Source organism: Streptococcus parasalivarius (assembly GCF_054785155.1).
Map to the genome: position 1 here is coordinate 134855 of NZ_BAABOB010000002.1, position 22111 is coordinate 156965.

At 37.3% G+C, this 22111-nt stretch carries 18 protein-coding genes; 12 read left to right on the forward strand and 6 right to left on the reverse strand.

All coding sequences use genetic code 11. The annotated features are described in order from the left end of the window. The first annotated feature begins 11 nt into the window (after positions 1-11). From ACYVQ1_RS02825 to ACYVQ1_RS02850, 6 genes are all read left to right on the forward strand, one after another. On the forward strand, positions 12-1058 hold the full coding sequence (locus ACYVQ1_RS02825) for a siderophore ABC transporter substrate-binding protein (RefSeq protein WP_461249751.1): 1047 nt from the start codon (positions 12-14) through the stop codon (positions 1056-1058). A 255-nt stretch (positions 1059-1313) separates the two neighbouring features. Next, positions 1314-2186 carry an iron uptake system protein EfeO gene (efeO, locus tag ACYVQ1_RS02830; protein ID WP_461249752.1) on the forward strand — a complete coding sequence of 291 codons (873 nt, stop codon included), beginning with the start codon at positions 1314-1316 and terminating at the stop codon, positions 2184-2186. A gap of 5 nt (positions 2187-2191) precedes the next feature. Continuing rightward, complete coding sequence (gene efeB / locus ACYVQ1_RS02835; protein WP_461249753.1) at positions 2192-3397, forward strand: iron uptake transporter deferrochelatase/peroxidase subunit; 1206 nt, start codon at positions 2192-2194, stop codon at positions 3395-3397. Beyond that, entirely contained in the window at positions 3375-5060 is a 1686-nt protein-coding gene (locus ACYVQ1_RS02840) for an FTR1 family iron permease (RefSeq protein ID WP_461249754.1), read from the forward strand. The genes efeB and ACYVQ1_RS02840 overlap by 23 nt, the downstream gene beginning before the upstream one ends. After that, the gene (tatC, locus tag ACYVQ1_RS02845) at positions 5047-5775 is read left to right on the forward strand and encodes a twin-arginine translocase subunit TatC (protein WP_073685327.1); all 729 of its coding nucleotides are present in this window, start codon (positions 5047-5049) and stop codon (positions 5773-5775) included. Before ACYVQ1_RS02840 ends, tatC begins: the two co-directional genes overlap by 14 nt. Before the next feature lie 12 nt (positions 5776-5787). Continuing rightward, entirely contained in the window at positions 5788-5976 is a 189-nt protein-coding gene (locus ACYVQ1_RS02850; RefSeq protein ID WP_002890941.1) for a twin-arginine translocase TatA/TatE family subunit, read from the forward strand. Positions 5977-6111: 135 nt separating this feature from the next. Here the strand turns inward: ACYVQ1_RS02850 and ACYVQ1_RS02855 are convergent, their stop codons facing one another. The 5 genes from ACYVQ1_RS02855 to ACYVQ1_RS02875 all read right to left on the reverse strand — a co-directional run bounded on the left by ACYVQ1_RS02855 (position 6112) and on the right by ACYVQ1_RS02875 (position 11071). Then, on the reverse strand, positions 6112-6204 hold the full coding sequence (locus ACYVQ1_RS02855; protein ID WP_004182539.1) for a type I toxin-antitoxin system Fst family toxin: 93 nt from the start codon (positions 6202-6204) through the stop codon (positions 6112-6114). Between the two features lie 158 nt (positions 6205-6362). Further along, a complete protein-coding gene (locus ACYVQ1_RS02860; RefSeq protein ID WP_461249755.1) occupies positions 6363-7499 on the reverse strand; it encodes an ABC transporter ATP-binding protein in 1137 nt (378 codons plus the stop codon). Positions 7500-7514: 15 nt separating this feature from the next. Continuing rightward, a complete protein-coding gene (locus ACYVQ1_RS02865) occupies positions 7515-8351 on the reverse strand; it encodes a sugar ABC transporter permease (protein ID WP_004182537.1) in 837 nt (278 codons plus the stop codon). Next, positions 8351-9709, reverse strand: coding sequence for a carbohydrate ABC transporter permease (locus ACYVQ1_RS02870; protein WP_461249756.1), 1359 nt, complete (start codon positions 9707-9709; stop codon positions 8351-8353). Before ACYVQ1_RS02870 ends, ACYVQ1_RS02865 begins: the two co-directional genes overlap by 1 nt. A gap of 114 nt (positions 9710-9823) precedes the next feature. Further along, positions 9824-11071, reverse strand: a complete 1248-nt coding sequence (locus ACYVQ1_RS02875) for an extracellular solute-binding protein (RefSeq protein WP_461249757.1) — start codon at positions 11069-11071, stop codon at positions 9824-9826. Between the two features lie 182 nt (positions 11072-11253). On the opposite strand from ACYVQ1_RS02875, the gene ACYVQ1_RS02880 reads away from it, so the two are divergent. The 3 genes from ACYVQ1_RS02880 to glgP all read left to right on the forward strand — a co-directional run bounded on the left by ACYVQ1_RS02880 (position 11254) and on the right by glgP (position 16273). Beyond that, on the forward strand, positions 11254-12258 hold the full coding sequence (locus tag ACYVQ1_RS02880; protein WP_461249758.1) for a LacI family DNA-binding transcriptional regulator: 1005 nt from the start codon (positions 11254-11256) through the stop codon (positions 12256-12258). A 252-nt stretch (positions 12259-12510) separates the two neighbouring features. After that, positions 12511-14010, forward strand: a complete 1500-nt coding sequence (malQ, locus tag ACYVQ1_RS02885) for a 4-alpha-glucanotransferase (RefSeq protein WP_073689711.1) — start codon at positions 12511-12513, stop codon at positions 14008-14010. A gap of 1 nt (position 14011) precedes the next feature. Further along, a complete protein-coding gene (glgP, locus tag ACYVQ1_RS02890) occupies positions 14012-16273 on the forward strand; it encodes a glycogen/starch/alpha-glucan family phosphorylase (RefSeq protein ID WP_461249759.1) in 2262 nt (753 codons plus the stop codon). 111 nt (positions 16274-16384) lie between these two features. On the opposite strand, the gene ACYVQ1_RS02895 is transcribed toward glgP, so the two are convergent. Continuing rightward, positions 16385-17512 carry a hypothetical protein gene (locus tag ACYVQ1_RS02895; protein ID WP_461249760.1) on the reverse strand — a complete coding sequence of 376 codons (1128 nt, stop codon included), beginning with the start codon at positions 17510-17512 and terminating at the stop codon, positions 16385-16387. Between the two features lie 123 nt (positions 17513-17635). Between ACYVQ1_RS02895 and ACYVQ1_RS02900 the strand changes: the two genes are divergently transcribed. The 3 genes from ACYVQ1_RS02900 (at position 17636) to ACYVQ1_RS02910 (ending at position 21606) form a co-directional block, all read left to right on the forward strand. Further along, a complete protein-coding gene (locus ACYVQ1_RS02900; RefSeq protein WP_461249761.1) occupies positions 17636-18625 on the forward strand; it encodes a lipoate--protein ligase in 990 nt (329 codons plus the stop codon). 481 nt (positions 18626-19106) lie between these two features. Continuing rightward, on the forward strand, positions 19107-20129 hold the full coding sequence (locus ACYVQ1_RS02905) for a hypothetical protein (protein ID WP_461249762.1): 1023 nt from the start codon (positions 19107-19109) through the stop codon (positions 20127-20129). Between the two features lie 31 nt (positions 20130-20160). After that, complete coding sequence (locus ACYVQ1_RS02910; protein ID WP_461258403.1) at positions 20161-21606, forward strand: LA2681 family HEPN domain-containing protein; 1446 nt, start codon at positions 20161-20163, stop codon at positions 21604-21606. The last annotated feature ends 505 nt before the right edge of the window (positions 21607-22111 follow it).

The window sequence follows — 22111 nt, forward strand, 5'->3', positions numbered from 1 at the left end:
GGATGGAATTTATGAAAAAGCGTAAATTGTTTTTAGCTCTTGTAGCGCTTGTATCAGTTCTTACTCTTGTGGCTTGTTCAAACGGCTCAGGAAAAAACAGTAGTGCAACTCAAGAAAAGACTGTTACAATTAAAACCTCTACAGGTAACAGTAAAGTACCTAAAAATCCTAAAAAAATCGTTGTCTTGGATTATGGTGTAGCTGATACCATTCGAGCACTTGGTAAAGAAGATAGTATTGTTGGTTTACCAACAGATAGTCTACCAAGTTACCTCAGTGATTTCAAAAATAAAAAAGGCATTACTAATGTCGGTAATCTGAAAGAAGTTAATTTGGAAAAGATTGCAGAGCTTGAGCCAGACCTAATCATTCTATCTGGTCGTACACAAGGCCAAATGGAAGAATTCAAGAAAATTGCACCAACAGTTTATTTCGAAACAAGCTCAAAAGACTATTGGGGTTCTGTGAAGACTAATATTCAAGAGCTTGCGAAGGTATTTGGCGATAAGGCTGAAGAAACAGCAAAAACTAAGCTTTCAGAGATTGATCAAATCGTTAAAAAAGCGCAAGAAGCCAATAAGGATACTCAGTCAACAACTTTGACAGTCATGCTTAATGAGGGGAATATGGCTGGTGTATCACCGGAAGGTCGCTTTTCATTTATCTACAACAGCCTAGGCTTTAAACCAACAAGTTTGGAAATTCCAAATGAAACCCATGGTGGAGGAAAAGAAGGTAAAAAAGGCAAGGATGAGAAAAATGAGAAGAAAGCTTCAAAAGAACAAAAAGGTGGAGCTAATCATGGATTTTCTCTTAGCTTTGAAAGTGTTAACCAAGTAAATCCAGACTTCATTTTTGTAGTTGACCGTACACTAGCTATTGGTGGTGATGATACACAGAATTCTGATATTCTAAATAATAGCCTTCTACAAGAAACAAATGCTGGTAAAAATGGACATATTGTTACACTTACCTCAGATTTGTGGTACCTCTCAGGTGGTGGTTTGGAATCAACTAAATTGATGTTTGAAGAAGTTTCAAAATATGCCGGACAATAAATAGTCAAAAACCAAGGAGTAAGAATTCCTTGGTTTTTTCTTATTTAGAATCATTCTTATCTGCTCTTTAGAATAGTTCTTAAATAGCCTAAAACCGTTGACAGTGCTGGTTTCTTCTGTTAGTTTAGATTATGATCTCTTACATACAAGAGATCATAATTGACTTATCATCGTTTGTTTTTCATATAGAAAAAACAAACGATTCACATATATAACGACAAATGTCGAACACTATCTTGAAAATAGGAGACATTCATGAAAAAACTTAGCAAACTTGGTGTTGTTCTTTTGGCATCAGGACTTTTATTGACGGCTTGTGCCAAATCTGGTAATTCAAGTCATTCAAGCTCAACTAACTCAAAACTCACAGCCAGTGAGCAAAAGCAATTGAAGCAGGCCACAAGTGATTATAAGACTTTCGTAGAAGGCGAAATTGATCAGCTTTTGAAAGATACTGAAGGATTCAGTGAAACCCTCAAGTCAGGAAATCTTGAAGAAGCTAAGAAACAATACCCATTGATTCGTATGGCTTACGAGCGTTCAGAGCCGATTGCAGAAACCTTCGGTGAATCTGATGTGAAGATTGACTACCGTTTAGTGGACTATGTGGATGAAAATAAATCAGAAGACGGTTGGTCAGGGTTCCACCGTATCGAACGTATCATGTGGCAAGACAACACGACAGAGGGTACAGCTGCCTATGTAGATCAATTGGTTAACGATATTAAGGAACTCAAAGCTAAAATTGCAACTGTTAAAGTTACTCCAGATATCATGTTGACAGGTGCTGTTGATCTTCTGAACGAAGTAGCAACTCAAAAGATTACAGGTGAAGAAGAGGTCTTCTCACACACTGATCTTTACGACTTCCGTGCCAATATTGAAGGGGCAGAAAAAATCTTTGAACTTTTCAAGCCGTTGATTCAGAAGAAAGATGCTAAACTTGTTAAGACTCTGGAAACTGAATTCAAGAATGTGAATGGTCTTTTGGACAAACACATGACTGATGAGAAAAACTATAAGTCTTATACAGATTTGAGTGAGACAGATACTAAGGAATTGGCCGAAGCTGTAACTAAACTTGGTGAACCATTATCACAAATGGGTGTTATCCTAGATGGGAAATAAGAAAAATGACTGACGAAAAATTTTTAGATCAAAAAATGGACCGTCGTGAATTTCTTAAAAAAGCAGGTATTGGAGGGGCTGGGCTTGCGCTTGGTCTTTCTGGTGCATCTGCTTTTTTCGCTAATCAGGATAGTTCAAGTAAAAAGGCTTATGATGGTGATGAAGATATTAGCTTCTTTGGCAAGCACCAGGCTGGGATTACGACTCCTATGCAGAAGGCTTGCTACTTGGTGGTGCTAGATCTTCATACAACCGATAAAAAAGAAGTCATCCAGCTTTTTAAAGACTGGACAGATTATAGTAGTAAATTGGTCGAAGGAGAGTTAGTCAAAAAAGATGGTTCTAATACCCTCTTGCCACCAAGTGATACTGGTGAAACCGTGGGACTCAATCCCTATCGCCTTAGTCTGACTTTTGGGGTTTCGGCTGATTTTCTTAAAAAGCTTGGTTTGGAATCCAAACGTCCTAAGCTCTTCCGAGATTTGCCACCATTTCCAAAGGAGCAGTTGCAGGACAAGTATACGGGTGGTGATATCGTGATTCAAGCCTGTGCGGACGATGAACAAGTAGCTTTCCACGCTGTTCGCAATCTGATTCGTAAAGGTCGTAATAAAATTACCATGAAGTGGAGCAAATCAGGTTTTGCTGCAATTGGAGACCGCAAGGAAACGCCTCGAAATCTCTTTGGCTTCAAGGATGGTACTGCTAATGTTACGACGGAAAAGGAATTCGACAAGGTTGTCTGGGCTGATAGTAAAGATTGGATGAAGGGTGGCTCTTATATGGCTCTTCGTCTGGTACAGATGCATTTGGAGACTTGGGATCGTACCAACTTGCAGGAACAGGAAAACACCTTTGGTCGTTACAAGGAATCAGGCGCTCCCTTTGGTAAGAAAGATGAGTTTGATGAAGTGGATTTATCTAAACTTCCTGTAGATTCGCATGTCCGTTTGGCTAAAGAAGTAGACCTTCCTATCTTACGTCGTTCATATTCTTATTCAGATGGCATTGATGAGAGAACTGGCCAGTTTGATTCAGGCTTGATTTTCATTGCCTACCAGAAGGATCCAGACCGTTTTGTTAAAATTCAGACCAATCTTGGTGCTGTAGACAAGATGAACGAGTACATCACCCATATCGGAAGTGGCCTCTTTGCTTGCTTTGCTGGCGTGGAGAAAGGAGGCTACCTTGGTCAAGCACTCTTTGAATAAACTCCTCGTTTTGCTTGGGCTTTTAGCCTTATTCTGGACCTATCCAGCAGCTGCTGAATCATACAGTGACCTCTATATCAAAATTACAGATGCCACAACAGCTGTTCAAAATAAAGATCAAACAAAAGCTAAGGAATTGGTTGCTGAGATTAAGACTGATTTCGAAACTAAAGAAAATCACGATTCCAAGGCAGGTAAAAAAGTTAGCAAGGCTCTTGATATTAAGGGTGACGTGACAGAAGAGGACCTAACCTCCATTTCGTCAGCCCTTCTTAAATTTGAGAAAGAGCAAAATCCTGTTGATTTAGATGCCGAAAAGGAAAAACTTGAAACACGCCTAGAGCCTTATTTCAAAAACTTACAGGATGCCATTACGGCCAAAGACCTGGCTGCAACACGCAAAACTTACAGTGAATTAAATAATGCTTGGACGCGAAATGAAGCTGTTGTCCGTGACCACAGTACTGCCTACTACGGCAAGATTGAGACGGCCATTTCACTTTTGCGAAGTAGCATTGAGACGGAGCCTACTGATTTCACCAGCATCCAGTCATCTTATGATGATCTTAAGGGTGGGATTGATGACTTTATCAAGGGTGTCCCTCTTGATAGCACAAGCTCAAGTTTAACCCTAAAAGATGGTATTAAGCTCTTGGAAAAGGCTTTAGGTCAATTCCAAGCAGGTGATGAAAAAACGGCTGCGGCAACTATGAAGAAGTTCATCACTATCTGGCCAACCATTGAAGGCGATGTAAGCACAACTAATCCAAGCCTTTATACGCGTGTGGAAAGTGAAACACCTGTTATCATGGTTAAGGGAAAAGAAAAAGCGTATCAGGACAAACTGCAAGCCTTGATTACAGACCTATCTGCTATTGATACAAGTGCTTCTTATAATGCCTTTGATGCCATGTTGATTCTCTTACGTGAAGGGGTTGAAGCCCTCCTCATTGTTATGGCACTTGTGACAACTCTTAAGGCAGCCAAGATGCGTAAGGGACTCAAATGGGTTTATGGCGGAGCTATTGCTGGGGTTCTTGCCAGCGCAGTTATAGCTGTTATCTTGCAAGTTGTCTTTCCAGCTGTGACCTCAGGGGCTAACCGTGAAATTATTGAAGGTGGCGTTGGTATCTTTGCAGTTGCGATGATGATTCTGATTGGAATTTGGCTCCATAGCAAATCTTCAGTCAAACAGTGGAATGACTTTATGGACCACCAGATGAAGACAGTTACGGCTACTGGAAGCTTTGTATCCATGTTTGCCCTTAGTTTCTTGGCTGTCTTCCGTGAAGGGGCTGAGACTATTCTTTTCTATGTCGGTATTGTCCCACGTATCACGACAGCTAATTTCTTGATTGGTATTGCTTCAGCCATTGCAGTTCTTGTTATCATTGCTGTGGCTATGACTAAAGCGAGTCACTATATTAAACCGCACCGTATCTTCTTTATTTTGACTTGGTTGATTTATGCCTTGGCCTTCAAGATGCTCGGTGTCAGCATTCACGCCCTTCAGTTGACTAATATGATGTCTAATCATTTGATTAGTGGTTTCCCAACCATTGATTGGGCTGGTATCTATCCAAGCTGGGAAGTCTTGATTCCACAACTTATCTTTATTGCTATTATTGCCTTTGTAACGGTGAAACAGCATGGCAAGAAATAAAGATGAGATGACTATTGTTGAGCATCTGGTTGAATTTCGGAGACGTTTCATTGCAGTAGTGTTATGCTTTTTCCTAGTTTTTTGTATTACTCTGTTGTTTGCTGGGCAACTCTATGCTTATCTAACCAGAGGATTTGACAAGCCTTTATTAGTATTAGGGCCTAACGATATTCTTTGGATTTACATTAACTTGGCTAGTCTCATGGCTTTTACGGTCACTTTGCCTTTCACCACCTACCAGATTTGGCAGTTTGTGAAACCAGGTTTGAGGGACAATGAAGCGCGTGCTATCTTTGCTTATATCCCAGCAACTTTTGTCTGTTTTGTATTGGGTTTGGCTTTTGGTTATTATTTTGTTAGTCCAGCTATCTTAGAAGTGCTTTTAAAACTAGGCGAAGGGCTCTTTAATACACAAATTACAGCACAGAACTACCTTAGTTTCTTACTGCATACGACAGTGCCTTTGGCTGTTCTCTTTGAACTTCCCGTAGTTGTAAGTTTTTTGACATCTATCGGCATAATAACACCAGTTTTTCTGACACACTATAGACGCTATGCTTACTTTATTCTCTTGGTTTTGGCGGTCATTCTAACACCAGCTGACTTTATCAGCGACCTGGCCATGACGGCACCCTTAATCTTGCTTTATGAAGTTAGCGTAACTCTAAGTAAGCTCATTTATAAACGTAAACAAAGAAAATATAAAGATAAATAGAAAGGAAATCTCATGGGAATTCTACGTGATATCGGAGCCCCAGGACTCATCATTATTGTCCTAGGAGCCCTCCTCATATTTGGTCCTAAACGCTTGCCAGAACTCGGCCAATCCATCGGTAAAATGCTAGCCGAATTTAAAGCAGCTGTAAATAAGACTGATGAAGATAAAAAGGATCAAGAGACTGGGAAGAAAGACTAGTTCCTAGATACTCTATTTTCTTGACAATTCTAAGCTTTTATGACATAATACACCTGTATTGAATAGTAAGTCTATATCATAGGCAAGAAAAGACCCCAAGCTAACTTCCACATAAGCTCGGGGTCTTTTTTAGCACTATCTATCCTTGTTTAACCACTTGTCGATCAGACGAAGGATAACACCGACCACAATAGGTCCGATGATAGTTTTGAATAGTAAATCCATCATAGGCAAACTCACCTCCCTTCGTAGGCGGTGTCGAGGTGCCAAGGGCTATTATATCATAGATTGAGAGAGTTGTTTAGTGAGTGTCAGGAAGTAAAAGTTAGAAGGTAGTTTAATCATGCCATACAAAAAATCAGCTCAAGAAGGCTGATTTTTTTATTTTACAAACTGATACGTTTTTCTGTCTCAGCGTCGAAGAAATGACCTTTTGCAACGCTGAAAGTAAGGTTTACTTTTTCACCTGGATTGTGGAAGTCACGCGCATCAACACGGGCAGCAAATTCAGTTTCTCCAAGTTTTAGGTAAAGCATTGTTTCTGCACCAAGAAGCTCTGAAACGACGACTTCAGCATCTACATTGGCATCTGGATAGACTTCTTGAACGATTGGACTGCTTGAAACATCTTCAGGACGGATACCAAAGATAACTTCTTTGCCTTGATAACCTGTTTCTTTCAAGATTTTAGCTTGACCTTCAGAAATTGCAATATCCAAGCCTTCAGAGTTAGTGATACGATTGCCGTCAACCTTAACAGTGAAGAAGTTCATAGCAGGACTTCCGATAAATCCAGCAACAAATTTGTTGGCTGGTTCATTGTAAAGTTCCTGAGGTGTACCAATTTGTTCGATACGGCCGATAGTACCAGAACCATCAGGATTTTTAGTAGAACTCATGATAACGATACGGTCAGCAAGAGTCATGGCTTCTGTTTGGTCGTGAGTAACATAGATGGTTGTTGCGCCAATATTACGAGTAATTTTAGCAATTTCAGCACGCATAGTGACACGAAGTTTAGCATCCAAGTTTGAGAGAGGTTCATCCATGAGGAAGACTTTAGCATCACGAACGATGGCACGTCCCATAGCTACACGCTGACGTTGACCACCAGAAAGATCTGCCGGCTTACGATCTAAGAACTCAGTCAAACCAAGGCTAGCAGCAGCTTCACGCACACGTTTGTCGATATCGTCTTTTTTATATTTACGAAGTTTAAGACCAAAGGCCATATTTTCATAAACAGTCATGTGTGGGTAAAGTGCGTAGTTTTGGAATACCATGGCAATGTCACGGTCTTTTGGTGATTTGTCATTAACCACTTCACCATCAATATAGAGTTTACCTTCAGTGATTTCTTCAAGACCAGCAACCATACGGAGAGTTGTTGATTTACCACATCCTGAAGGACCTACGAAAACGATGAATTCCTTGTCTTTGATGTCGATACTGAAATCTTCAACAGAGTAGTGAGTTGCATTTGGGTATTTTTTGTAAATTTTATCCAGTTTAAGAGTTGTCATATCATTTATCCTTTATTATTTAACTGATCCGCCGGTTACACCTTCAACATAGTATTTCTGCATGAAGATAAAGAGAAGGGTGATTGGGATGGCGATGATAATAGCACCTGCGGTAAATGGAAGGAACCATTCATTGATAGCGTCTTGGTTAAGCATTTGGTAGAGTCCAAGGGCAACAGTATATTTATCTTTAACGTCACCAAGGATAACAGATGCAAAGATGAAGTCTACCCAAGGTCCCATGAAGGCCATGAGGGCAGTGTAGACGATGATTGGTTTAGAAAGTGGCAAGGTAATCTTGGTAAAGATTTGCAGACGAGTTGCCCCATCAATCATTGCTGATTCATCCAATGAGTAAGGAATGGTATCAAAGAAACCTTTCGCAATGTAGAAACCAAGAGCTGCCCCAGCAGAATAAACCAAAACCAAAGATGTCAAGGTTTGTGTCAAATTAAGGGCCTTCAAAATGTAGTAGACCGCAATCATTGACATGAAACCAGGGAACATGTTAAGTACAAGTGCCAATTTCAAGAAGCCATTTCTGTGTTTGAATTTAATACGGCTAAGTGAGTAGGCCATCCCAACGGTAATCAAAGTTGAGAGGATACATGTACATGTGGCAACGATGAAGGTATTGATGAACCATTTTCCAAATGGATAAGCATCGCTGGTAAACAGTTTGATGTAGTTATTAAATGTGTAAGTCTTAGGGAAGAAGTAAGGTACCGCATTAGCTCCTTCACCACGGAAACTTGTAAGGAAGATCCAGATAATAGGGATCAACCAGATAACAGCTAGAACTGTCAATAGAATATAAGTACCAGTTAGGTAAAGATTTTTCTTACGTTTCATTATTTAGCAGCCCCTTCCTTGAATGAAGATGATCTTGTGTAGGCCAAGAGACTGAATGTTGCAGAGATGGCAAAAATCAAGATACCGATAACAGATGCCAAGTTGTAGTCTTTAGCGCTAACAGTCAGTTTGTAGAGCCAAGTTACCAAGAGGTCAGTTGAACCTGCTTGATAGTATTCAGAGTTAGTAGGTCCACCACCAGTAAGGAAGTAGATAACGTTGAAGTTATTGATATTACCGATGAATTGTTGAATCAAAGATGGTGCCATAATCAAGAGAATTTGTGGGAAAGTGATGCTCTTGAAAATTTGGAATTTACTTGCTCCATCAATTTCAGCTGCTTCAATTTGCTCAGTTGGCAAGTTCATGATTATACCAGTTGCGACCAACATTGTAAATGGAATACCAATCCACATATTAACAAAAATAATAGAGAACTTAGCCCAAACTGGGTCAGTCAAGAACGGAATAGGTCCATTAGTAATATGCAAGGTTTGAAGTAAACCATTCAAAGGACCATGGTCATTAAGGAAGTTACGCATCAAAAGTAGTGATACAAATTGAGGAACGGCGATAGTAATAACGAATAGAGTACGCCATACTTTCTTGAATTTAAGGCCCTTAGTGTTAAGCAAGAGGGCAAGGACAATACCGAAGAAGAAGGTAGTTGCTGTTGCAGCAACGGCCCAAATCAAGGTCCATGTCAAAAGTGGGAAGAAAGTACCAGCCATACGACCTTGTAAGACTTCACCAAAACTTGAGAAACCAACCCAGTCAAAGAGTGATTTAGGTGCTGGGTGATTGTGGTCAAAGTTAGTAAAGGCCAAACAGATCATGTAGATCAAAGGCAAGATTGTGAAGAGCAAAACTCCAATCAGTGGGACAGTCATAAGACCCATGTGGAAGCGACCGTCAGCCAAGGTTTTGAAGTCCTCGATAAAGTTAGGTACCTTGCGCCCTGATTGTTTAAGAGCCATGAGGTGGCGAGCACTCTTAAGATTACACCAGTAAATATAAGCGAAAACTGCACAGAAGATTAATGACGCAAGTCCAAAAATCAACAAGAGCATAGAGTTATCTCCAGCAACCTGAACAGTAAGCTTAACACCATTAACTTCTTTAATAGCCTCACCCTGTTCTTGAGTTCCCAAGGTAATCATCCCTTGAAGTGCTGGAATAATTTGGATTACGAATGCTGTTAAAAAGGCAATCTCAGAAAGGAGGAAGAGCAAACCCTTGATAAACTGTTTGTTGACCAAGTTTGCCAATCCCATTACCAGGAAGGATAATTTGACATCCCATGTACCTTCTTTGAAGACCTGGCGCATAGGAGTTGTGTCGTAGATTGTTTGTGACATAGATATCTCCTCAGATAAATGTGTGATTAGTGATGGTTTCTATTTTGTCTACAAATAAAAGATAAAGAGGATAGGAACTTTACCCACCTCTTTACCTTGTCATTGTTAGGATTCTTATTTAGCCGCTGTCAAATCTTTATCAAATTGTTGTAATTTAGTAAGGAATTGGTCTTCCTTGATTTTACCGTTATAAGCGTCACTCATAAGAGCGGCACTTTCAGTCCAGAAGACTGACATTTGACTAAGTTTAGGCATAACAGTTGTGTACTGATCAGATGAACCCATAGTAATTACAGCTTGTGCAAGTGCATCCTTTTGAACAGCTTCAGAAGCTTGAACTTCTTTGTTGGCTGGGATGATGTGACGGTCTTCATTAGTGAATTGGTTATTTTGACTGTCTTTGCTTGTCAAAGCTTGTGCCAATTGGTAAGAAGCAGCAATACGTTCAGCGTTACCTTTAGATGGTGTTTGGTTAACTGCGTAAAGTTTTACACCCATGAAGGCTTTTTGTTGAACGTCTTGACCACCGATATTAACTGTTGGGTAAACAGCAACACCAAGATTGTCTTTACCGACAGCTTTAGCAGCTGCAGCGTAGTCCCATGGTCCTGATTGGAAAGCATCAACAGAACCATCTTCGAATTTAGCCATCATGTTAGCTGAATCGACATTGACAAAACCTTTGTTGTCTTTTTGAGCTGCGATGAATTTAAGAACGTTCACACCAGCCTCGTTACCCCAGTTAGTACCTTTCACATCTTCACCGTTAGGACCAAAGAGTGTGTCACCAACTGAAAGGAAGAGAGGAGCAGTTACATAAGCATTAACTTCTTTCAAGTTGCTACCAAATTTAGCTTTAGAAGTGATTGTTTCATATGATTTAACATCTTCTTCGTTAAGTTTAGATTTATTGTAGTATGTAACTTGTGTTTCGATACCGTATGGGAAGGCGTAAGTTTTACCTTTGTATTGAGCACCTACAGCAGCTTGCTCAGTATCTTGATCAGCAATTTCTTTTGAGTATTGCTCTGGGATTTCTTGGATAGCTCCAGCGTCTACCAATTTACCGAGTTGGTCATGTGGAAGTGAGAAGACATCTGCAGCAGTAGAAGCATCCTTAGTCAAGTTTTCTTGAGCATTTGGATCTTCCATTTCAACCATATCAACTTTGTAACCAGATTTCTTTTCAAACTGTGCTACTGTATCTGAGTAAGATTTCTTAGCTCCAGTTGGTACCCAAAGTTTCAAAGTCTTGCTATCTGAACTTGAGCTCTTGCTTGAATTTGAGCCACAAGCTACCAAGAGCGATCCAGCCACAAGTAATCCAGCACTACCAAGTAATACCTTTTGCCATTTTTTCATTTCTATTTCCTCCAGAAATTTAGTTTACGATAACCATTATGCAACCGTTTCCACAATCTGTCAAGTATTTTGTGAAAAAAAATTATTTTTTTGCAAACGATTGCATAAAACACCTATCTAGTTTATAATTGTTCTTATATTTTACGACTATAAAAAAATTTTATGAGAATGAGAGGAACATAATGGCTACAATTAAAGATGTTGCTAAGAAGGCTGGGGTCAGCCCATCAACGGTAAGTAGGACATTAAAGGATAACTCGGCTATATCAGAAGAAACAAAAATTAAAGTAAGAGCAGCTATGGAAGAATTAGGTTATGTACCAAACTCAGCAGCACAAATGTTGGCAACAGGCTTAACTCATAGTTTAGGTGTTGTTCTTCCTCCCTTAACAGACCGTGAAAATATTAGCCAGCCCTTCTATATGGAGATTTTAACAGCAATCAATGAAGAGGCTAGTTGTCATTCTCAGGTCGTTAGTATTGCTACGGGTGCTACTCTAGAGGAATTAGTCAAGCAAGTTGAGCTCATGCATCGCCAAAAACGGGCTGATGGCTTTATAATTCTCTATTCAGAAAAGAAAGATCCGGTTAAAGATTACTTATTAAAGCAAAAAGTACCTTTTGTAGTGGTTGGAGCAGCAGTGGAAAATGAAAATAAAGTAACCTATATTGATAATGATAATAAGGAATTAGGTCATGAAGCTGTGATTTACTTACAGGCAAAAGGTCACCGAAAGATTGGTTTTGTCACAGACGATCTATTTGGGCAAGTAGGACAGGAACGTTATCAAGGGTATCAGGAAGCAGCAGACAATCTTAATTTGGATGTCTTACCTGAACTTGTATTTTCAGCTCGAACAATCGAGACTTTTAAAAAGGAATTGGAAAGATTTTCTCCGACAGCTTTGATTGTTAAGGATGACCTTATTGCCCTTCGTCTCATTCAATGGTTAAACAACCAAGGATTTAGAGTTCCAGAAGATTATGCCATTATTTCTTTCAATAATTCGACTTTTGCTGAAATCATGCATCCTTTCTTGACCACATTTGACATTAATATTCAGGCACTAGCTAAAGAAAGTGTTCAAAACCTTCTTGGGCTTCTTAAAGCGACTAAGATTAAGTCGCAAAAAGTCATTATTCCATTTAAACTTATAGAAAGAGAAAGCGTCTTACCTTATCCCTAATAGGTTAAGGAGCATCCAAGTAGTTGGTTAGAAAAACAGCCGGCTACTTTTTTCGTTTAAAAAGAAACCTATTTTTTCGAAATTCAATAGAAATAAAGATTTAAGAAAACACCCCCGTAATGTAAGCGTTTGTTTTACGAACTTTATTATAAAGAGCTATAATTTTTTTTATTTTTTTTGCTAAAAATTCTTGACTAATGCAAACGTTTGCATTATAATAATAAGTGTAAAAAATAATTTGAGGTAAACGTTATGAACAAACGAGCAAGCGGTGTTTTGATGCACATCACATCACTTCCAGGTGACTACGGGATCGGATCTTTCGGTCAAGCAGCCTATGACTTTGTTGATTTCTTAAAAGAAACAAAACAAACTTACTGGCAGATTTTGCCACTTACTACAACAAGTTATGGGGATTCACCTTACCAATCATTCTCAGCGGTAGCAGGAAATACACACTTTATCGATTTGGATTTCCTTATTCGTGACAAATTTTTAACTAAAGCTGATGTTAAAGATGCTGACTTTGGGTCAGATCCTGAGTTTATTGACTATGCTAAAGTTTATGAAGCACGTCGTCCAATTCTTGAAAAAGCAGTTAAAGCAATTTTAGCAGATAAGAAAGAAACTAAAAGATTCGAAGCTTTTAAAACTAAAAATGCTAACTGGTTAGCTGATTATGCTGATTTCATGGCTATCAAAGAACACTTCGATAACAAAGCACTTCAAGATTGGGATGATAAAAAAGCAGTTAAACGCGATGAAGCAACTCTTGAGAAACTTCGCAAAGAACTTGCTGATGTTATCACATATCACCAAGTGGTACAATACCTCTTCTTTAGCCAATGGGCAGAACTAAAAGCTTATGCTAACAAAAATGGTATTCAAATCATCGGTGACATGCCAATCTACATTTCAGCTGATAGTGTTGAAGTTTGGACGCAACCACATCTCTTCAAACTAGACGCTGAATGTAAACCGCGTTACATTGCAGGAGTTCCACCTGATAACTTCTCAGCAACTGGTCAACTTTGGGGTAACCCAATCTATGCTTGGGATAAACACAAAGCTGAAAATTATGCTTGGTGGGTATTCCGTATTCAAGAATCATTTAAACTTTATGATTACTTGCGTATTGACCACTTCAAAGGGTTCTCTGACTTCTGGGAAATTCCTGGAGGTGATGAAACTGCTGAAAATGGTGAATGGGTTCCTGGACCTGGTTATGACCTTTTCAAAGTGGTTAAAGAAGAATTGGGTGATCTTAAAATCATTGCCGAAGATCTTGGTAACATTGATGATAAGACACGTAAACTTCTTGCAGACTGTGGTTACCCTGGAATGAAGATCGTTCAATTTGGATTCTACGATACTACTGGAAACAGCATTGACATTCCACACGTATACACACAACATTCAGTTGCCTACACAGGTACACATGATAACGAAGTAATCAACGGTTGGTACGACAACTTGACGCAAGAGCAACGTGATTATACTGATGCATACATCAACCGTCGTCAAGGTGAACCAATCACACGTGCTCTTCTTCGCACCCTCTTTGCTACTGTAAGCAACACAGCTATTGCGACTATGCAGGATATCCTTGATAAACCTGAAAATAGCCGAACAAACTTCCCTAACACAGTTGGTGAAAACTGGAAATGGCGTATGCTCCCAGGTGAAATCACTGTCGACAAGAAAGAATTTTTGACAGACATTACAGAAAGATATAATCGAGGTAATAACTAAAATGGCTACATTTACACAATATGTTGAAGCAAAAAACAAAAATCTTAAGGACCTTTCAAACGAAGAAATCTACTATCTTTTGTTGGAATTCGTAAAAGAAGCAGCTGCTCCAAAACCTAAAAACGATAGCAAACGTAAAGTTTACTATATCTCAGCTGAATTCTTGATCGGTAAACTTTTGTCTAACAACTTGATCAACTTGGGCATCTACAAGGATGTTAAAGCTGAATTGGATGCTGCTGGTAAATCAATCAGCGAAATTGAAGACGTTGAACCAGAACCATCTCTTGGTAACGGTGGTTTGGGTCGTTTGGCTTCATGTTTCATCGACTCTATGGCAACACTTGGCATCAACGGTGAAGGTGTTGGTCTTAACTACCACTGTGGTCTTTTCAAACAAGTCTTCAAAGACAACAAACAAGATGCAGAACCAAACTACTGGATTGAAGATCAATCATGGTTGGTACCAACTGATATCTCTTATGATGTTCCATTCAAAAACTTCACATTGAAATCACGTTTGGATCGTTTGGATATCTTGGGTTATAAGAAAGAAACTAAGAACTACCTTAACCTCTTTGACATCAATGGTGTGGACTACGATTTGATTGATAAAGGAATCACTTTTGATCAAGACGAAATCCAAAAGAACTTGACACTTTTCCTTTACCCTGATGACTCAACTCGTAAAGGTGAGCTCTTGCGTATCTACCAACAATACTTCATGGTATCAAACGCTGCTCAACTTTTGATTGACGAAGCTATCGAACGTGGATCTAACCTTCACGACCTTCCAGATTACGCTTACGTACAAATCAACGATACTCACCCATCAATGGTAATTCCAGAATTGATTCGTCTTTTGACAGAAAAACATGGATTTGAATTTGATGAAGCAGTAGCAATCGTAAGCAAAATGGTTGGTTACACAAACCACACTATCTTGGCTGAAGCCCTTGAAAAATGGCCTCTTGACTACCTTGAAGAAGTTGTTCCACACCTTGTTGTTATCATCAAGAAATTGGATGGTATCATTCGTGAAAAATTTGAAGATCCACGTGTTCAAATCATTGACAAAGACAACCGTGTTCACATGGCACACATGGATATCCACTTCTCTACAAGCGTTAACGGTGTAGCAGCACTTCACACAGAAATCCTTAAATCTTCTGAGTTGAAACCATTCTACGACCTTTACCCAGAACGCTTCAATAACAAAACAAACGGTATTACATTCCGTCGTTGGTTGGAATTCTCAAACCAAGAACTTGCTGATTACATCAAAGAATTGATTGGCGATGGTTACCTTACTGACGCAACTCAATTGGAAAAATTGGCTGCCTTTGCAGATGATCCAGCAGTTCACAAACGTTTGGCTGAAATCAAATATGATAACAAATTGTCTCTTAAACGTTATCTTAAAGCCAACAAAGGTATCGATCTTGATGAAAACTCAATTATTGATACTCAAATCAAACGTTTCCACGAATACAAACGTCAACAAATGAACGCTTTGTATGTCATCCACAAATACTTGGAAATCAAAAAAGGAAACCTTCCAAAACGTAAAATCACTATCATCTTTGGTGGTAAAGCAGCTCCTGCCTACGTTATTGCACAAGACATCATCCACTTGATCTTGTCACTTTCAGAACTCATCAACAATGACCCAGAAGTAAGCAAATACCTCAACGTTCACTTGGTTGAGAACTACAACGTAACAGTTGCTGAACACCTTATCCCAGCAACAGATATCTCAGAACAAATCTCATTGGCTTCTAAAGAAGCTTCAGGTACAGGTAACATGAAATTCATGCTTAACGGTGCCCTTACACTTGGTACAATGGACGGTGCCAACGTTGAGATTGCTGAATTGGTAGGACCAGAAAACATCTTTACATTCGGTAAAGACTCTGATACAATCATCGACCTTTATGAAAAAGAAGGCTATGTATCACGTGATTACTACGAAAAAGATGCAAACATCAAAGCAGCTGTTGACTTTATCGTAAGTGAAGACCTCGTTAAAGTTGGAGATAAAGAACGCTTGGAACGTCTCCAAAAAGAACTTATCTCTAAAGACTGGTTCATGACATTGATTGACTTGGCTGAATACATCGACAAGAAAGAAGAAGTATACGCAGCTTACGAAGATCAAGATGCATGGAACAAAAAAGTTGTTTACAACATCGCTGAAGCAGGATTCTTCTCATCTGACCGTACAATCGAACAGTATGACAAAGACATTTGGCACACAAAATAAAAATCTAGTTGCATAGAAGGAAACAAGATCAGAAATGGTCTTGTTTTTTTTTGCATGAAAAAAACACAGCTAATTTAGATGGTTAACTGTGTTTACATAAATTTAATTCTGTCAGTTATGATAATGATTCAATATATCATTAATATATGCTTCTTTATTTGATGCATCATAAGTTTTAGATGTTGAGTATTTTAGATAATGGATTTGATCTTTTGCAGTTCTGGATTCTTCTTGTAGGTATGAATCTGTTATGGTAATTTTAAAATTCTCGCTCTTACCTGTTAAATCAAGGCTTAGTGGAAAATTTGTAAATTCATCTGAGTAAAAGGCCATCTTGTAAAAGTTGTATTTGTCACCCCTAAAGCTATTTAAGTGAGGAAACGTTATATTGTACATTTCATCCCAGTAATTCCCATACTCTCTAATATCGTAGTCATCGAAGAAGTCTTGGATTCTTTCTTTGTTAGCATCATCCTTATCAAAGGTAACAAAGGGAGTCTGCCAATCCCATATTGGAATGTCGCCTTCATTTCCATAGATAATATAACGTTGCATTTTTCCTGATTTAGGATTTTTCAACTGAAAATGGTATTCACTTACACCATCTTTGACAGCTCCAGTTTGATATAGGGCATCGCCAGGAACTATCAAAAAGAGAAAATCTCTTAGATATAATTCGAAGTCAGTATCCATTGTTTTATCATGTAATCCAGGGAAACGCTGAATCATTCGTCTGTAATTCTCTGCATTAGAAAACCATTCTTTATCAAAGCCTGGACCAACTTCAAAAACTTTATGATCTAAATAGTTTTCAAAACGTTCAGAATAGTTTTCAGTAGAAGTTACCTGTCCAAATGGTAAAGTCATGTTGGTATTATCTGTAAAAGTGATATGCAAAAAAAGCCTTCGTGGATCAATTCCTTTATCAGTATAATGACTGACCTTATATGTAGACAGATTATCAGGGAAATCGTCTTTTCCAAAGTGTAGAACTTCAATCTCTATATCTTTGACAATCTTCTTTTGTGATTTTATCTTCTTGACATTGTAATGATAAGCCTTGTAATAGTAATTCTCCTTATCATAGAGGTAAGGCTTATAAGCTCTTTGGTAGGCATTATAGAGAAAAATTCCAAGGGTTACAAAAAGAAGCAGAGCTAAGGCTATTTTGAACTTTTTATTTATTTTATTAGTTAGCCTTGAGAAAAAGAGACTCAATTTACTAGGATTTTGTATCATGTCAAAACTCCCCATATATTTTATACTATTATATCATGAAAATCCTTATACCTAAGGCGTCTTCGTGTACTTTGCCACCGTTTTCCTTTATAATATAAGTATCACATTATAAGAGGAGATCTCATGAAATACATCGTAAACACATCAAATGATCCTGCCTATAATATTGCTTTGGAAGCCTATGCTTTTCGTGAATTGGTGAATGAAGATGAACTGTTCATTCTTTGGATTAACCGTCCAGCTATCATTGTTGGTAAACACCAAAATACCATTCAAGAGATTAACAAAGAATATACAGATGCTCATGGTGTCAAGGTTGTTCGCCGTTTGTCTGGTGGTGGCGCTGTTTATCACGATTTGAATAACCTGAACTATACCATCATCTCTAATAAGGCAGATGAAGGTGCTTTTGACTTTAAGACTTTCTCTCAACCTGTAATCGCTACACTTGCTGATTTGGGAGTTAAGGCTGAATTTACTGGCCGTAATGACCTTGAAATCGATTTTAAAAAGTTCTGTGGAAATGCACAAGCTTACTATAAAGGTCGTATGATGCACCATGGTTGCTTGCTTTTTGACGTTGATATGTCGGTTCTTGGTCAAGCCCTTAAAGTCAGCAAAGACAAAATCGAATCAAAAGGCGTTAAATCTGTACGTGCTCGTGTGACCAACATCGTAGACGAATTGCCAGAAAAAATCACTGTAAATGAATTCTCAGATAAAATCTTGGAAAAAATGAAAGAATTCTACCCAGAAATGACAGAATACGTCCTTTCTGAAAGCGAATTGGCTAAGATTCAGGATTCTTATGAGAAACAATTCAATACATGGGATTGGACTTACGGACAGTCACCAGAATACACAGTAGAACGCAATGTTCGTTACCCAGCCGGTAAGATTTCAACCTATGCCAACGTTGAAAATTCAATCATTAAATCTGTTAAGATTTACGGAGATTTCTTTGGTATCGGAGATGTATCAGATATTGAAGACTTGTTGGTTGGTGTACCTTACGAGTACGAAGATATCTTGGCAAAACTTAAAACTATTGACACAACACATTATTTCTCACGTATGACAACCGAGGAGGTTGCAAAAGCTATCGTAGCTTAATCATTGTTTGAACAACCTGGAAAACTCCAGGTTGTTTTTTCTTGGGAAAAATCTTTCAAAGTGAAATAACTATATAGATATTTTAGCATTGGTTCTGGAAGTTAGTATCTGATTGACCTAGTGTGGTATTTTATATATTCAGATAGTAAATCAAAACTAAAAGTTTATGTACAATTGACTAAACTAGAGCTAAACCATTGATACAACTGAATTAGAAGCATAAAGTACATTCTTTAATGAGTGTACTTTATTTTTATTTTGTACATTATTCTAGAGTGGTATTTTGTATGTTTTATAGTGCATCATATAATCAAATCTAAGAAATTGATTTGTACATTTTTTACTCAAGTAACAGCAGAAGAAGTGACGGTTCAATTGTACATTTTATTAAAAATATTATGGCTATAATAATAGTATTTGAAGCATAGATAAAGTAGATACAGTGGTATAATAGTGTCAAAAGACTTTCAGGAGAAATGAGATGAGATCGCATACAGTTATTCTAGGCGCTGGTGCTACTATTGCAGCAATTCCAGATGGTGATAAAAACGGAAAAAGTTCTTCAGTTATGAATGGATTGCTAAAAAAACTAAATTTAGAAGAAATTCTTGCTGGTGTTGAATTACAGACAAAGAGCGAAAATTTAGAGGATATCTATTCAGAATTATTTGAGAGAGAAGAGTGCTCCGAAATAGTTAGAAAACTAGAAGAAAGACTTTATGATTATTTTGCTTCGTTGGAGTTACCTGAAGAACCAACAATTTATGATCTTTTAATATTAAGTTTAACTAATAAAGATTGCATAGCTACGTTTAATTGGGACCCTTTACTTATACAAGCTTATGTTCGCTGTTCAAAAATTACTCTGAACCTGCCACAAATTCTTTGTTTACATGGGAATGTAGCTGTCGGTTTTTGTGAAGAACATACTGAGTTTGGAACAGTAGATTACTATTGCCCAACATGTTATAAAAAATTAAATCCAACAAAATTATTGTATCCCGTAAAAAACAAAGACTATTCTTCTGATGGATACATAAATTGGTGTTGGAAAGCATTAGATTACTTTGTCGATCATTCATATATGTTAACTATTTTTGGATACAGTGCTCCTAAGAGCGATGTAGATGCTGTTAATTTAATGAAAAAAGCATGGGGAAATATTGAAGACCGACCACTTGAAGAAGTTTCTGTAATAGATATTGTAGACGAGGCGACTATGCTAAATACATGGAAAGACTTTATTCATAGCCATCATTATAGGTATTCAAATTCATTTTTTGATTCTTACTTAGCAAAATTTCCAAGAAGAACTTGTGAAACTGTATTTGCAACATTTTCATTAAATGTTCCTTCTGATGGTAGTAGAGGATTTAAAGAAAATTTTAATTGGGACATGATAAAAGAGTTTTTATCTGATATGTTAGTTGAAGAACAGGAAAATAAAGGAAAATCAAATTTAAAATCGAAATATTTAGTTTGGGGTGAAGATGTTAACAAATAATCCAATTAATCATAGTGTACTTAAATTGTCAATGGATTTCGATAATGCTTTTAAACATAAAAATATAGAGGAAATCTATAGACTAATAGAATTTGGAAAAAATATGGAAAACACTATTGATGATATTTCCAAAATTCAATTATTTTATTCTATTGGGACAGCATACGCTGATATATTTGAACTAAGTGATAACTTAGTTTTCAACATAGATACCGATTTTACAGTTCAACAAATTTATTACTTTAGAAAAGCTATAGAAATTTCAAATAACGTTGATATAAATTCTGAGAACAGTAGGTTTGTTTTCCCATTATTATGTTCACTTTACACTAATTACGCAAATTTATTAGATGCTTGTGGTAGAAAGCAGTTAGCTATTAAGATGTATTGTAAATGTATACAAATCAATCCAAGATTCACAATGGCTAGTGGTAACTTGGCTATTTGTCTAGATCATTATCGTAATTTTTTGAATGATAACGAACACCTCCACTTTATTAAAAAAATTAAAAATTTAATAGAAACAAGCATAACTGTTTCAGATCCAAACAGAGTTGATTATGCAGAAAAGCGGTTTATTGAACTTTACGAACAATATCTTGATTATAAAGATTTAGATGAATGCTCTTGTAAAAACATTGATTATAATCCTAATTCACAAAAGTATCGTGAATGGTGTTGGAACAACGGGCTGTATCTTAATCCACTTAATGACTTACAAGCTGACGATATAAATAGATATGATGATAATCTTTTACTACCAAGTTTATTGTTTCAATCGGATAAAGATTTAAACAAATACATTTCTATGTTTAATCAAATTAAGCAAGAATATGTTTATGCCCGTTATCTCTGTTTTAATAGCATTGAGGTTGATTCGGTTCATTATGCTGACGAGAATGTTGATCTTATTGATTGTCTAGACTACGTACAATACTCTATCCGAGTTGAAGGATTAAAAGCATCTTTTAAAACACTATATTCATTATTAGATAAAGTAGCTATGTTTATAAATGAATATTATTCTTTAAAAATTGAAACTCGAAAAGTAAATTTCCATTCAATTTGGAGATCAAATAGTGATTTAAATAAAATGTTGGATAAGAATATTGGTCTGTCATCTATATTTTGGATAGAGAAAGATTTTGATAATGGTGATAATTCTTTAACAGCTAATCCAAACTCAAAGCGATTGAAAATTATTAGAAATTATTTAGAGCACAGATTTACTAATATAACATTGAATATTTTTAATGGAAGTGAAGATAATGAAGATAATAATGAAACCAGACTGTATCTAACTGAATCTGAACTTCAAGAGTTTGCATTAGATTTATTAAATCTTGTAAGAGAAGTTATTTTTTCACTCAAAAATGCCATTCAAATAAGTGAAAATGAAAAACAATCTACTTTAAGCAGTGAAGTTGCTTTAATCCCGATAAATTATGAAGAAGTAGATTCGGAAGATAAATTATAGCATTGAGAATACAATTTATAGTCGTTATAAAAAGCAATAGTCTAAATTCATTTAACCAATCGACTTAACTATAGCTAAACCATTGATAAAACTGAATTAGAAGGATAAAGTATACTCATTAAGCAGTGTACTTTATTTTTGTTTTGTACATTATTTGTTGATTGCTTAATCAATACTACATCTCTATCAGGCAATTCAGACTCCATTTAGTCCTTCAAAACCCATGTTGAGGCGGTAAGTTTGCTAGTCAAGGAGTAAAACGACGAAGATTAGCATTTACTTCCGCCCATGCGATAGCTGTCCGTGATTGACAAGTGCTAGCACGCAGACAGAACGGAGATAGCGAACCGCTGAGTGTGTCGCTCTGCTCGTAAAAGCTTAGAAACCTTTGAACGAAAGGGATAATGAAAGCCTTGATTGCAAGGCTTTTTGCTTTATGGTGGGTAAGTATCAGAGTGAGAAAATTTTTGGAATGAGTAGAAGTGATAGCTAGAAATTATCAGTT

Bases quoted from the DNA above. Each gene is read 5' to 3' on its own strand.
- ACYVQ1_RS02910 (WP_461258403.1), top strand. From the start codon at position 20,161: ATGGATTTCGATAATGCTTTTAAACATAAAAATATAGAGGAAATCTAT.
- ACYVQ1_RS02870 (WP_461249756.1), bottom strand. From the start codon at position 9,709: ATGTCACAAACAATCTACGACACAACTCCTATGCGCCAGGTCTTCAAA.
- ACYVQ1_RS02895 (WP_461249760.1), bottom strand. From the start codon at position 17,512: ATGATACAAAATCCTAGTAAATTGAGTCTCTTTTTCTCAAGGCTAACT.
- ACYVQ1_RS02880 (WP_461249758.1), top strand. From the start codon at position 11,254: ATGGCTACAATTAAAGATGTTGCTAAGAAGGCTGGGGTCAGCCCATCA.
- efeB (WP_461249753.1), top strand. From the start codon at position 2,192: ATGACTGACGAAAAATTTTTAGATCAAAAAATGGACCGTCGTGAATTT.
- glgP (WP_461249759.1), top strand. From the start codon at position 14,012: ATGGCTACATTTACACAATATGTTGAAGCAAAAAACAAAAATCTTAAG.
- ACYVQ1_RS02850 (WP_002890941.1), top strand. From the start codon at position 5,788: ATGGGAATTCTACGTGATATCGGAGCCCCAGGACTCATCATTATTGTC.
- ACYVQ1_RS02905 (WP_461249762.1), top strand. From the start codon at position 19,107: ATGAGATCGCATACAGTTATTCTAGGCGCTGGTGCTACTATTGCAGCA.
- ACYVQ1_RS02825 (WP_461249751.1), top strand. From the start codon at position 12: ATGAAAAAGCGTAAATTGTTTTTAGCTCTTGTAGCGCTTGTATCAGTT.
- ACYVQ1_RS02900 (WP_461249761.1), top strand. From the start codon at position 17,636: ATGAAATACATCGTAAACACATCAAATGATCCTGCCTATAATATTGCT.
- ACYVQ1_RS02855 (WP_004182539.1), bottom strand. From the start codon at position 6,204: ATGATGGATTTACTATTCAAAACTATCATCGGACCTATTGTGGTCGGT.
- efeO (WP_461249752.1), top strand. From the start codon at position 1,314: ATGAAAAAACTTAGCAAACTTGGTGTTGTTCTTTTGGCATCAGGACTT.
- ACYVQ1_RS02860 (WP_461249755.1), bottom strand. From the start codon at position 7,499: ATGACAACTCTTAAACTGGATAAAATTTACAAAAAATACCCAAATGCA.
- tatC (WP_073685327.1), top strand. From the start codon at position 5,047: ATGGCAAGAAATAAAGATGAGATGACTATTGTTGAGCATCTGGTTGAA.
- malQ (WP_073689711.1), top strand. From the start codon at position 12,511: ATGAACAAACGAGCAAGCGGTGTTTTGATGCACATCACATCACTTCCA.
- ACYVQ1_RS02865 (WP_004182537.1), bottom strand. From the start codon at position 8,351: ATGAAACGTAAGAAAAATCTTTACCTAACTGGTACTTATATTCTATTG.
- ACYVQ1_RS02875 (WP_461249757.1), bottom strand. From the start codon at position 11,071: ATGAAAAAATGGCAAAAGGTATTACTTGGTAGTGCTGGATTACTTGTG.